Origin of the sequence: Phytoactinopolyspora endophytica (assembly GCF_004138495.1) — a bacterium.
GTDB lineage: Bacteria > Actinomycetota > Actinomycetes > Jiangellales > Jiangellaceae > Phytoactinopolyspora > Phytoactinopolyspora endophytica.
Map to the genome: position 1 here is coordinate 292,546 of NZ_ML142852.1, position 12,816 is coordinate 305,361.

Here is a 12,816-nt window from a genome sequence, read left to right on the forward strand (position 1 = left end):
GCCAAGTGGGCCGTGGAGGCCGGGCGGGCGCTTTACGTGACGGGTGAAGAGTCCGCGGCTCAAGTTCGGTTGCGGGCAGAGCGCACCGGCGGTATCGCCGACGACCTCTTCCTCGCCGCCGAGACAGACCTCTCAGCCGTATTGACCCATATCGACGAGGTCAAGCCGTCGCTTGTCGTGCTGGACTCCGTCCAGACCGTCGCCAGCCCTACGTTGGACAACGCCGTCGGCGGAGTCAACCAGGTCCGAGAGGTGGCCTCGTCCCTGATCCAGGTTGCCAAGGAAAGGGGCATCGCCACCATCCTGGTCGGTCACGTCACCAAGGATGGCTCCATCGCCGGGCCGCGGGTTCTGGAACATCTCGTCGACGTGGTTCTTCAGTTCGAAGGCGACCGGCATTCCCGCCTGCGGATGGTGCGCACGGTCAAGAACCGCTATGGTCCCGCCGACGAGGTGGGCTGCTTTGACCTCTCCGACGCGGGCATCGTGTCGTTGCGGGACCCCACCGGGCTCTTCTTGTCCACGCATGCCGCCCCGGTCCCCGGCACCTGTGTCACGGTCACCGTTGAGGGGCGGCGGCCGCTGCTCGGCGAGGTTCAGGCCCTCGTCGCGCCGTCGGCTCTGAACACCCCACGCCGGGCCAACTCCGGTCTCGACTCCGCACGCGTCTCCATGGTTCTGGCCGTATTGGAACGTCGCGGCCGCGTGCAGCTCACGACAAAGGACGTCTACACCTCGACGGTGGGCGGTGCCCGGTTGGCCGAGCCCGCCACCGATCTGGCTGTGCTCATGGCCGTCGCCAGCGCCGCGGCGCAACAGGCCACGCCGATGGGCATGATCGCGCTCGGCGAGGTGGGCCTGGCCGGCGAGATCCGCAGGGTCACCGGCACCCAACGCCGGCTCGCGGAGGCCGAGCGCATGGGCTTCACGACGGCGCTTGTGCCGCCGGACTCAGGACCCGCGCCATCAGGCATCCGCGTGGTCGAAGTGGACCATGTCGGCTCCGCGCTCGCCGTCGTCGCCGACCCAGCCTCCGCGTTCCCGGTCACCTAGCGGTGCCGGCCACCAGGTGAACATCACACCACGTGAGCCGAAACCCCACAGCCTCCCGCTGTAGACTGTGTTCGACAGCGCCGGGGCGTCAATCTCGCACTTGACACCTCCCGGCCTTAGACTGGCAGCCGATTGTCATCGACGAGTCACGACGGGGGTCACGTGCCCGGCAGCGAGAGAGGCGGCGCAGAGGCGAAGCTGCGTCAAGCGCTCGCCGCGGTTGCGCCTGGTACTGAACTGCGCGAGGGCCTCGAGCGGATCTTGCGTGGTCGCACGGGCGCGCTGGTGGTGCTGGGCTATGACAAGATCATCGAGTCGATCAGCAGCGGTGGCTTCGTCCTGGATGTCGAGTTCAATGCGACAGGCCTGCGCGAGCTGGCGAAGATGGACGGCGCGATCGTCGTCGACCGGGACTGCACAAGGATTCTCCGCGCAGCCACCCAGCTGGTTCCGGACTCGGCCATACCGACGTCGGAGTCGGGGACCAGGCACCGCACAGCCGAACGCGTGGCCAAACAGACCGGCTTCCCGGTCATATCCGTGAGCCAGTCGATGCGCATCGTCGCCATCTACGTCGACGGCATCCGCCACGTACTCGAGGACGCCGGACAGATCCTGTCGCGCGCCAACCAGGCCCTGGCGACGCTCGAGCGTTACAAGCTCAGGCTCGACGAGGTATCCGGAACTCTCTCCGCGCTGGAGATCGAAGACCTTGTCACAGTCCGTGATGTCGTCACAGTGGCGCAGCGCCTCGAGATGGTCCGCCGCATCTCGGTGGAGATCGACGGTTACGTCGTCGAGCTCGGTACCGACGGCCGGTTGCTCAGCCTGCAGCTCGACGAGCTGGTCTCCGGTGTTGACGTGGATCGTGAGCTGATCGTCCGGGACTATCTGCCGTCCTCCGCCGGCCGTCGCAAGACCGCTGTCTCAGACGCCATCGATCGCCTCGGCAGGCTCTCATCGACGGAGCTGCTCGACCTCGGCGCCGTGGCCGGTGCGCTGGGCTTCAACGGCGGCGAGCAGCTGGACGCAGCCGTCAGCCCTCGTGGTTACCGCCTCCTGGCGCGCGTGCCACGGCTACCCGCTCCTGTCATCGAGCGGTTGGTAGACCATTTCGGTGGGCTGCAGAAGCTCCTCGCCGCAAGCGTCGACGACCTCCAGGCAGTCGATGGGGTCGGCGAGAACCGTGCCCGCAACGTCCGCGAGGGCCTCTCACGGCTTGCGGAGTCCAGCATCCTGGAGCGATACGTCTAGCGCACATCCGCGCACGGTGGCCGATCCGCGCACGGTGGCCATGTGGCCACCGACGTGGCCACCGGCATCAGTGCTACACAGATGCAGAAAGACCCGTGAGCCCACATATCCATGTGAGCTCACGGGCCTTTCAGCCGGCGCTCGGAGTTAAAAGCGACCCCGTAGCACCCCCGCCGGCGGGGAGGCGAGAACGATGGCCGGTTGACCGGCACATCGTTGGGGAGACCCCTCCCTGCCGCGGGCGCCCCCGTTATCGAACTCAGTTCTCGAAGATGTAGTCCTCACCGTCCGCGTCGGCGTTCGCGTACAGGCCGCCCTGCGGGACCTCGACGCTGACCTCAGGGAAGCTCAGCAGGCCAACCTCGGCCGATCCCAGTTCGACCTCTCCCACGACCGGAGCCGGGACGGCGACGTCCAGTCGCAGCGACAGCCCGCCTCCCGAGGCGGCAGCACGGGTGCCGTCCTCGGACAGTTCGATGTCGTCGTCGCGGTACTCGGCGAAGTTGACGTTCAGGCTGACGCCGGGCAGAACCTCGACGGTCTCGTCGAAGCCGGGCTCGATCTCGATCCCGGTCTCCTCGTCACCAACCCACATCTCCAGGGCCGGCAGGTCGTACTCGAAGGACGCGCCACCGGGCTCGCCGGTCGCCTCCAGGTAACCGTACGCGTTCGGTGTCTCGGCGTCCGACGACGCCGCCAGGCCGATGGTGACGCCACCGTTGGCCGCGCCGCCCAGGAGGTTGACATCACCGAAGCGGCCGCTCACCTCGACGTAGGCGCCCTGGCTGCCGTCCTCCTTGCCGAAGACGCCGGTCTCCTGCAGGAGCTGGCCTGCGCCGATGCTGAACAGCGGACCATCGGTGATCGGCAGGTCCACCGGCACCAGTCCACCGACCAAGCCCAGCTCCTCGAAGTCCACCAGGTCGACCTGGCCGGCGCCCGAGTACAGCTCAGTCAGTACGCCGCCTTCGGAGCCGTGGCCCAGAACCTCGTCGTTCCAGTTCGCCTTGGCCTCGCCGGAGATCGCGCTCAGCTCACCGGCCAGCGGAACCTCGAGCTCGTGCACGCCGTACGTGTCGGCCTCTTCTTCCTCAGGCAGCGCGACCTGCTCGACGGCATACAGGTCGACCGGCAGGTCGACGCCGAGGAGGTTTGCGCTCACCAGGCTGCCGAACGAACGGGAGTATGTGCCTTCGGCCTGGTCTTCGAGACCCGCCGAGTCGACCTCATTCTCGATATCGCCGATGGTCAGGTCGCCTTGCAACTCTGCCGCTTCCCCGACCAGCGGCACGTCGCCACCGAAGTCGAACCGGGCCGTGCCGTAGTATCCGTCCGCGGTGATCTTGAAGTCACCCGGATCCTCCGGCTCAGCAGCGTTGGCCGGAAGCCCGAACGCGCCGACCGCCAGTGCCGTGGCCGCGCCACAGGCTACAGCGGTTACAGCGGTACGACGACCAGGCCGCACGCTTGTCATCGAGAGAGTCATAAAAGCCCCTTTAGGGATCGGTAGGCTCGGCGTCATCGCCCAGAGAGAAGCCGAGCGCCTTACTTGTTGGGAAATCTCTGGGCGCCCTGACCGGACGCTATCCGCGTATGACGAAGCATGTCAAACATTTACTCTGTGCCATTTAACTAAGCCTTCATATTGGCCGCACTGGAGACGATCGTCGGTACTCGTAGTCATACGAACGGCCCATGCCCAGGGGGTTCGATCGCCATATCTGACGGTTGGTCCGCGAATGAGCGACTCGCACGATCAGCGGTGATTGGTGATCCAAGATGGCACTTGTCCGATACGCAACGTTGCTTCCACTATCACCATTCTGACGGCCGGCGATTCTCATGCACTGGGCGCCGAAAATTCTTGATTAACTTTCTCGGCACTTTGACATGGTGCTTGACAGTCATAAATTATTCCGTCAAGCATAGGTGTCGCACACATTTCGGAGCGTATGTTGCGCCCACGGGAGCAACACTCGCACGAGTCAAGGAGAAAGCACAGCGTGTTTAAGAAGACACTTCGAGCCGCGATCATCGCGGCCGTCGCGCTTGCCACGTCCGTCGGGCTGGCCAGCGCCGCCTCGGCAACGCCGCAGGCAAGCACGGTGCCGAGCTCTGCCACGACGAGCGCCGCCACCGACCTGGACAGCGTTCTCGACGTCCCCGACGCCAACATCGGCAATGACCTCTGTCTGCTGCCATGGTTCTGGCCGGGCCCATTCAACGTGCTCACCGAGGACCAGACCGGCAGCTACGCGGCATGCAACGGCAGCGGTTCGTCGTCCGGCGAGGGCATCAACATCCTCAACGACGCCTGCATCGCGCCGTGGCTGTGGCAGGGCCCGTTCAACGTCCTGACCAACGGCGAGCACGCCGACTACGCGGCCTGCAACGAGTACACGGCAGCGGACAACTTCGGCAACGCGATCGCCCAGTACATGACGATCGAGTACATGATCGATTCGGAGATGCTGGACGAGTCGATGTTCGAACAGTATCTGGCGGGAGAGGTCTCCAGCCACGATGTCATCCAGGACGACGCGGTGGCCGAGGAGTTCGAGGGTCTGCTCCCCGAGGAGGAGATCACCGACGAGGGCGGCATCATGAACGACGCGTGCGTCCTGCCGTGGCTGTGGCAGGGTCCGTTCAACTTCCTGACCAACGGCCAGGAGTCGTACTACGCGGCCTGCAACGGCTGATCACGGCCTGCGAGTATCTTCAGGCTCTGCGGCCGCTCGTCTGCCACGAAGGCAGGCGGGCGGCCGCGTCGTACCTAGACCTTTGGACTACCTAGGCTGATAATCTCGGACCGTGTCTCTCGACCTGATCCCGCAGCCGCGTTCTGTCTCCCCACAGCCAGGTACCTTCACCGTCGCCAGCGCCACGGTGATCGCCGCCACAGGTGACGCCACCGGGCCCGCATGGCTGCTGCACGATGCGCTCCGCGCCGGCAGTGGCATGGCGGTGCCCGTCGTACCCCATAGCGAATCCGCTGCGATCACACTCAGACTCACCGGCGACGGCCACCAGGATTTCCCGTCGACCACCGCGGAGCGGTATCGGCTCAACGTCACTGAGGACGCCGTGACGATCGAGGCACCGCACCCCGCCGGCTTGGTCCGAGCCGTGCAGACGATCCGGCAGCTGCTGCCGGCCGACACGTTGCGCGCTGCTCCCGTGCTCGGCCGGCCCATCGAGCTGCCGTGCGTGTCGATCGACGACGAGCCGAGGTTCGGCTGGCGTGGTGTGATGCTGGACGTCGCCAGGCATTTCCAGCCGAAGGAGTTTCTGCTTCGGCTCATCGACCTCGCTGCGCTGCACCAGCTCAACGTCGTCCACTTGCATCTCACCGACGATCAGGGCTGGCGCCTCGAGGTGCCTGGATGGCCGCGGCTCACCGAGGTCGGGTCGTGGCGATCGGAGACGGTGCTTGGGCATGCCAATTCGGGCCTGGGATTTGACGGCACGCCACACGGCGGCTACTACACAGCCGCTGATCTGAAGGAAGTCGTCGCCTACGCCGCCGCCCGCTACATCACCGTCGTTCCGGAGATCGACCTGCCGGGGCACGTGCGGTCGGTGCTCGCCGCCTATCCCGAGCTCGGCAACACAGGTTCCGCACATCCAGTCGCCACCACGTTCGGTATCTTCCCCGAGGTACTCGCCCCCAGCGACGAAGCTCTCCAGTTCGCCCGCGACGTCTTCGACGTGGTCACCGAGATCTTCGACTCACCGTATGTTCACATCGGCGGCGATGAGTGCCCGCGCACCGAGTGGCTCGCGAGCCCGCGGGCCAAGGCGCGAGCGGACGAGTTGGACCTGGGCAGCACCGACCGCCTGCAGTCGTGGTTCACCGCGTCCTTCGCGGACCATCTGCGAAGCAAGGGACGCCGGGTGATCGGCTGGGACGAGATTCTCGAGGACGGCGGCGCACCCGCGGATGCGGTGATCTCCGTCTGGCGGGAGTTCGCGACCGCCTCCAAGGCCCTCGCCGCAGGGCACGACGTCATCGTCGCACCCCAGAAGGCCGTGTACCTCGACTGGTACCCGTCCGATCAGCCGGATGAACCGCTGCATATCCACGGTCACCTACCGCTGGAGACGATCAGCGAGTTCGACCCGGCGCCCGCCGACCCGGCCGACGACGAGACCGAGCACGTCCGTCCGCTCGGTGATGCCGCAGAGGGACTTGGAGCGTCGCGGGGCCGCGTGTTCGGCGTGCAAGCGCAGCTATGGACGGAATACCTGCCGACGCCCCGCCAGGTCGAGTACGCCGCGTTCCCCAGGCTCGCCGCCGTGGCGGACATGGCCTGGAGCGGAATGAACAGCAGGCGCGACCACCCGATCGCAGACCGGCTACCGGGACACTTGTCACGCCTGGGGGCGCTCGGGGTGAACTACCGCCCGCTGTCCGGCCCGCATCCCTGGCAACAGGGCGGGACAGGGCCGCGTGCCCGGTTCGATAGTCGTTAGGTCGTGTCCGTCCGAGCGTTGACCACGGCTGCGTAGAGCTCGCGTCTGGAGAACCGGAGCTCGCGCGCCACCTCCGCGATCGCGTCCTTGCGGCTGGTGCCGGCGGCCACTCGATCCTCGACGATGGCAACCGCCTCGGTCATGGACACAGTCAGAGGTCCACCCGCACCACCCGCGTCGGAAATCCCGGAGACGACGATCGTGATCTCACCCAACGGTTGAAACTCCTGGGCCCAGCGTGCGAGCTCGGCGAGGCCGTCGCGGCGGACTTCCTCATGCTTCTTGGTGAGCTCACGGCAGACCGCGGCCCGGCGTTTCTCGCCGAAGGCTTCCGACATCAACGTCAGCGTCGACGCCAGGCGATGGCGTGACTCGAAAAAGACCATCGTGCGTTCTTCACCGGCCAGAGCGTCGAGCCAACGGGCGCGTTCCCCGGCGCGGCGCGGCGGGAACCCCTCGAAGCTGAAGCGTGCGACCGGGAGGCCGCTCACGGCCAGCGCCGTCACTACCGCGGACGGGCCCGGCACGGACGTTACCCGCGTGCCCGCCTCGACTGCGGCCTCGACGAGCCGGTAACCGGGATCCGAGACCGACGGCATGCCGGCATCGGTGACCAGCACCACACGGGCACCGTCATCGAGCGCCGCCACCAGCTCAGGCGTCCGCATCTCCTCGTTGCCCTCGAAGTAGGACACCACGCGGCCGCCGATGTCGATACCCAATGACGACGCGAGCCGCCGCATCCGCCGAGTGTCCTCGGCCGCGACGATGTCGGCGTCCGCCAGCTCTTCCCCAAGCCGGGGCGACGCATCCGCGGGCCGGCCGATGGGGGTGGCAGCCAGCACGAGCACGCCGGCTCTTTCCTGATCTCCCACCCCTCTATCCTCCCTGATCGAGCATGCCGCGCGTGCCAGACCCCGAAAACCCGACCAACGGGCACCGCTACAAGCGTGCGGCGCCAGGCTGGCCGAGCACCACGGCGGGACCGTCTAAGATGAGCCGGTGGCCCGCACCACCGTCGAAGCACCGGAGATGGAGCGGGCGAAGTCTCCCCTACGCGCGGTACGCTCCCGGCTGAGCCGGCCGATGCCGGATGACGGCGTATGGGGCTGGCTCGGCCCTCTGCTGGTGGGAGCCGTTGCTGCCGTGCTCAGGCTGGTAGAGCTCGGGCGACCGAACCGGATCATCTTCGACGAGACGTACTACGCCAAGGACGCGTTCTCCCAGACCGAGTTCGGCTACGCACGAAAGTTCGTCGACGACGCCGACGAGATGATCATCGACGGCAACCTCGATGTCTTCACCGACGAGCCGTCGTTCGTCGTCCATCCCCCTGCCGGGAAGTTCCTCATAGGCCAGGGAATCCGGCTGCTCGGCATGGAGCCCACCGGGTGGCGTCTCGCCACCGCCCTCGCCGGCGTGGTGACGGTGATCCTCCTCGCCCGAGCCGGACGACGGCTCCTCCGCTCCACGCTGCTCGGCTGCACGGCAGCCCTGTTCCTGGCGGTCGACGGCATGGCGATCGCCACCAGCCGGACCGCGATCCTGGACGGCCTGCTGGCGATGTTCATCGTGGCCGCCTTCGCATGCCTTCTGGTCGACCGGGACCGAAGTCGCACCGCCCTGGCCGAATGGGCCCGCCGTCGAACAGCGGGCGGGCTCCCTTTCGGGGACGGCCCGCTCATCGGCTGGCGTCCCTGGCGCCTCGCCGCCGGCATCTCGCTGGGTCTGGCCTGTGCCACCAAATGGAGCGGTGTGTACGTGCTCGCCGCCTTCGGGCTGATGACCGTGCTGTGGGAGATCAGCGCCCGCCGTGCCGTGGGTGTGCGCAGCCCTGCCGTCAACACGCTGTTGCGGGACGGCCCGGTGGCCTTCGTCACCATCGTCGGCTCCGCGCTTGTCACCTACGTCCTCACCTGGTGGGGGTGGATCTTCTCCGACAACGGCTGGGGGCGCAACTGGGCGGCCGACCGCCCGGCCTCCGGCATCGGCGGGCTGGTTCCGGACTGGCTACGCAGCCTGTGGTATTACCACAGTGAGATCTGGAATTTCCACAACGGCCTCACCGAGGAGCACACCTACGAGTCCAAGGCATGGACCTGGTTGTTCCTCGGTCGCCCCGTCTCCTTCGACTACCAGGGCCTGGAGCAGGGCGAGCAGGGCTGCGAGACGGCGCGATGCAGCCAGGAGGTGCTCGCCCTCGGGAACCCGATCCTGTGGTGGGGTTCGTGTGCGGCCCTGGTGGTCTGCCTGCTGTATTGGTTCCTCCGCAGGGACTGGCGCGCGGGGGCCATCCTCGCCGGCGTAGCGGCCACCTGGGTCCCATGGCTGTTCTATCCGGACCGCACGACGTTCGCCTTCTACGCCGTCGCGATCGTGCCGTTCCTGGCCCTGGCCTCGGCCTACGCCCTCGGCCTCATCATCGGCAAGCCGAGCGACTCGGCGCAGCGCAAAGCCATCGGCATCGCGCTGGCCGGTGGGTTCGTCCTGATCGTCATCGTGGTCGCCGCCTGGTTCTACCCGCTCCATGTCGACGAGGTGATCCCGTACGACGACTGGCGAAAGCGAATGTGGTTCGACAACTGGATCTAACACTGCCGCGTCAGGTGAGGTGGGTGATGCCTTCGACGAGGAGGACGGCGCCGAAGAGGGCGAACAGGATGGCCGCGCCGATCGCGACGGTCCGTTCCGGCAAGCGCTGGCTCAGCAGCCGGCCCACGACGATCGCCAGCGCGTCGGCCGCGACCATACCGATCGTGGAGCCGATCCACACCCCCACCCAGTCATGCTGCGTGGCCAGGGTCACGGTGGCCAGCATCGTTTTGTCACCCAGCTCGGCCAGGAAGAACGCGATGCCCACCGCCATGATCGCCGACCCGGTGGCGCGGCTTGCCTTCTGACTTTCATCGTCGCTCAGCGAGTCCCCGCGCAACGTCCATGCCGCGAAGCCGAAGAACGCCACACCGGCGACGATATTGATCCAACCCGTCGGCATCGCCTCGCCGAGCCCGAAACCGATGGCCACCGAACCCAGGTGGACGACCGTCGTCGCCACCGTGATCCCGACGATGACATGCCAGGCTTTGTATCGGGTGGCGAACGTCATCGCCATCAGCTGTGACTTGTCACCGAGCTCGGCGACAAAGATTACGCCGAAGCTGACAAGAAAACCGGCCCACACCTCGGCCACGTGGAGTTCCCTTCGATCCCGCGCCGGGACGAAGGTACGCGAGACTTCGACCCGGCACTACTGCCTTGGTCGAAGGTCTCGCCCGCCTCGTGAGAGGCCGCACGGCCGGACGCCTACACCTGCGTCAGTGTGTCGACCGCGACATTGGGGGCTACTCCCCTTCGCGTGCCTGACTCTACCTGGTTCGCGGGGGCACAACCATCGGAAAGTGACGTGCCCATCGTCACACCACGCCTCGCCCAAATGGCGCCCGCCACCGGATGAGTGCTAGTCGGCGCGGGTCCAGGCGCGGCCGAGCTTCACCCGGGACCCGGTCTGCAACAGCGAACCGGAGTAGAGCCGCGTGGCTATCGCCACGCTCGCCAAGAGGGTGAGCACGAGGATCGCCATCGCCACGAACGGCTCCCACATCTGTGCCTCGCCGTCCAACGTGCGCACCGGCATCGCCACCGGAGCGCTGAAGGGCACGTACGAAAGGATCTTCATCACGAGCTCGTTGTCGTAGAACATGATGACCCCGAAATACGGCACCATGACGAGGGCCATCACCAGGCTCGTGCTCGAGCCGAGATCCTCTTGCCTGCTCACGAGGGCGCCGGCCACCGCCCACATCGATGCCAGCAGCACGAACCCGAGGACGAAGAAGGGAACGAACCAGCCCAGCGCGTCGCTGACCCAGGACAGGACTTCGTCCTGGCCACCGGCTCTCAGAGCGATGGGCGTGAGCATGGCGAGGACCGCGACCTGCGCGAACACGAGGAGCGAATAGCCGATGATCTTCCCGGCCAGCAGAGCTCGTACCGGCACGGTCGCCACGAGGATCTCCACGATCCGGGTCTGCTTCTCCGTGACGACGCTCTGCGCGATCGCCATCCCGAACCCGACCGAGAACATGAAGAAGACCATGGCGAGGCCGAACGCGGAGAGGAAGCGGACGCCTTCATCGACCTCCGAAGGTTCCAGTACGTCGACAGGTGGCGCGACGCTCAAGGCCGAGACCACATCGTCCGGATTGTCGTCGAGCCCGACGACCCGGACTCCTAACGGAGAGGTCCCTGAGGAGTCGGGCACGACCGCCGCATCAACCTCTCCCGAGCGGACCAGTTCCTCCGCTTCTTCTGGGTCGCTGACCTGCTGAACGTCGAAGTCAGTCACTGCGACGATCTGCTCAGCCTCCGGCCCGACCGCCGCCACACTCGGCGTTCCGCCGCCGAACACGTTCGGGAGGAGCCCTGCGGCGAAGATGGCGACCACGAACAGTCCGAAGTTGAGCCAGAAGCCCTTCGTGCGCACGTGCGCGTTGGTCTCCCGCTCCGCGACCAGGCGGGTCGCCGACCAGAACGACGTACCGGTGTGTTCCGTACCGGTGCGTTCCGTACCGGCCTGCCGTGCGGTGTCCATGGTCATCACACGACCTCCTTGAAGATCTCGGACAGGGAGGGGACGACCGGCCCGAAACCACGCACCGGTCCTCGTTGTAGCGCCGCCTGCAGGACGGCCTGGTCACGCTCGCCCTGTCCGGATCGCACAACGGTTCCAGCCAGTGCCGCGCCATCGTCCGCCTCGTCGTCCAGGTCGAAGACGGCGCGCGGACCGTCCAGCTCGACGAGCCGAACGCCCGGCAGATCACGGATCCAGCCGGCGTCCTCGTCCACCACCAGCTGGAACCGGGATGGTCCGAACTGAGCCCGCAAGGCGTCCCGGGAGCCACTCGCCGCGACAGCGCCGGCGGCGATGATCACCAGGTCGTCACAGAGCCGCTCCACGACCTCGAGCTGGTGGCTGGAGAAGAGGACGGGCACACCTCGCGCCGCCCGGTCCCGGAGCACCCCCAGTACGATCTCGATCGCGAGCGGGTCCAGCCCGGAGAACGGTTCGTCGAGGATGAGCAGATCCGGATCGTGCACCAGGGCGGCCGCGATCTGGACCCGCTGCTGATTACCTAGCGACAGCTGCTCGACCGGGTCTTCGGCACGTTCGACCACTTCGAGCTGTTCGAGCAGTTCTGTCGCGTTCCGCTGCGCGACCGTCCGGTCCAGGCCATGCAGGCGGCCCATATACACGACCTGCTCAGCTACCTTCATCTTCGGGTAGAGGCCCCGCTCCTCCGGCATGTAACCGAAGCGCTGCCGGACCTTCTGGGTGACCTCGTCACCGCGCCACGTCACAGCCCCGTCGTCCGCCCCGAGCACGCCGAGGATGATCCGCATCGTCGTCGTCTTGCCGGAACCGTTGGCTCCGACGAACCCGGTCATCCGGCCGGGTGCGACATCGAACGACACGTCGTCGACGGCCCGGAGATCACCGAAGCTCCGGCTCACCGAGCTCACTTGCAACATGCCTGGCCTCCACTGTGTTCACGCCGCTCATCGCACTGTCGTCAGCACCGGTCCACGAATCCGTACACCAAACTAGGTCCCGCGCCTGTTCCCGGACGTCCATCGCGCGTACCGTTTCCCTGTCATCCTGTGGTCCACACGTAACGGGCAAGGCGTTGAGCCCCAGTCCTACCTCACAGAGAATCCGCTCCGGGTGCGACGACGCCGCTCTCATACGCGTAGACGACAGCCTGTGTCCGGTCCCTCAACCCGAGCTTCATCAGGACCCGGGACACGTGCGTCTTGACCGTGGTCTCGCCGAGAAAGAGACGCTCTGCGATCTCCTGGTTGGTAGCGCCCCGGGCCACCTGCACAAAGACCTCGTACTCGCGGTCGGTCAGCTCAGGCGGCCGGTGCGGGTCGACATTCCGCGGCGGTCCGCTGAACCGCGCGATCACCCGCCGTGTGACCTCGGGCGAGAGCAGCGCGTCACCCCGAGCGACGACGCGGACCGACTCCACCAGGTCC

At 66.7% G+C, this 12,816-nt stretch carries 11 protein-coding genes; 5 read left to right on the top strand and 6 right to left on the bottom strand.

The features are described 5' to 3' along the window. Nucleotides 1-1,053: DNA repair protein RadA (locus ELR45_RS09780; protein ID WP_240759418.1), on the top strand; the 1,053-nt coding region annotated here is incomplete at its 5' end. A 162-nt stretch (nucleotides 1,054-1,215) separates the two neighbouring features. After that, complete coding sequence (gene disA / locus ELR45_RS09785) at nucleotides 1,216-2,307, top strand: DNA integrity scanning diadenylate cyclase DisA (RefSeq protein ID WP_129665502.1); 1,092 nt, start codon at nucleotides 1,216-1,218, stop codon at nucleotides 2,305-2,307. Nucleotides 2,308-2,566: 259 nt separating this feature from the next. On the opposite strand, the gene ELR45_RS09790 is transcribed toward disA, so the two are convergent. After that, nucleotides 2,567-3,781, bottom strand: coding sequence for a hypothetical protein (locus ELR45_RS09790; RefSeq protein ID WP_129665503.1), 1,215 nt, complete (start codon nucleotides 3,779-3,781; stop codon nucleotides 2,567-2,569). A 529-nt stretch (nucleotides 3,782-4,310) separates the two neighbouring features. Here ELR45_RS09790 and ELR45_RS09795 point away from each other — a divergent pair. After that, entirely contained in the window at nucleotides 4,311-5,006 is a 696-nt protein-coding gene (locus ELR45_RS09795) for a hypothetical protein (protein ID WP_129665505.1), read from the top strand. Between the two features lie 112 nt (nucleotides 5,007-5,118). Next, the gene (locus ELR45_RS09800; RefSeq protein WP_129665507.1) at nucleotides 5,119-6,780 is read left to right on the top strand and encodes a beta-N-acetylhexosaminidase; all 1,662 of its coding nucleotides are present in this window, start codon (nucleotides 5,119-5,121) and stop codon (nucleotides 6,778-6,780) included. Here the strand turns inward: ELR45_RS09800 and rsmI are convergent. Continuing rightward, nucleotides 6,777-7,655, bottom strand: a complete 879-nt coding sequence (rsmI, locus tag ELR45_RS09805; RefSeq protein ID WP_129665509.1) for a 16S rRNA (cytidine(1402)-2'-O)-methyltransferase — start codon at nucleotides 7,653-7,655, stop codon at nucleotides 6,777-6,779. The genes ELR45_RS09800 and rsmI overlap by 4 nt on opposite strands. A 127-nt stretch (nucleotides 7,656-7,782) precedes the next feature. Between rsmI and ELR45_RS09810 the strand changes: the two genes are divergently transcribed. Then, nucleotides 7,783-9,372: a dolichyl-phosphate-mannose--protein mannosyltransferase gene (locus ELR45_RS09810; protein ID WP_205856305.1), complete on the top strand. Its 1,590-nt coding sequence runs from the start codon at nucleotides 7,783-7,785 to the stop codon at nucleotides 9,370-9,372. Between the two features lie 10 nt (nucleotides 9,373-9,382). On the opposite strand, the gene ELR45_RS09815 is transcribed toward ELR45_RS09810, so the two are convergent. The 4 genes from ELR45_RS09815 to ELR45_RS40695 form a co-directional block, all read right to left on the bottom strand. Beyond that, nucleotides 9,383-9,961 (bottom strand): TMEM165/GDT1 family protein, encoded by a 579-nt coding sequence (locus ELR45_RS09815; RefSeq protein WP_420813867.1) that lies wholly within the window; start codon nucleotides 9,959-9,961, stop codon nucleotides 9,383-9,385. 276 nt (nucleotides 9,962-10,237) lie between these two features. Beyond that, nucleotides 10,238-11,377: an ABC transporter permease gene (locus ELR45_RS09820; RefSeq protein WP_129665511.1), complete on the bottom strand. Its 1,140-nt coding sequence runs from the start codon at nucleotides 11,375-11,377 to the stop codon at nucleotides 10,238-10,240. Continuing rightward, nucleotides 11,377-12,309 carry an ABC transporter ATP-binding protein gene (locus ELR45_RS09825; protein ID WP_129665513.1) on the bottom strand — a complete coding sequence of 311 codons (933 nt, stop codon included), beginning with the start codon at nucleotides 12,307-12,309 and terminating at the stop codon, nucleotides 11,377-11,379. Before ELR45_RS09825 ends, ELR45_RS09820 begins: the two co-directional genes overlap by 1 nt. 173 nt (nucleotides 12,310-12,482) lie before the next feature. Beyond that, on the bottom strand, nucleotides 12,483-12,816 hold a 334-nt coding region (locus ELR45_RS40695), incomplete at its 5' end, for a response regulator transcription factor (RefSeq protein WP_240759421.1).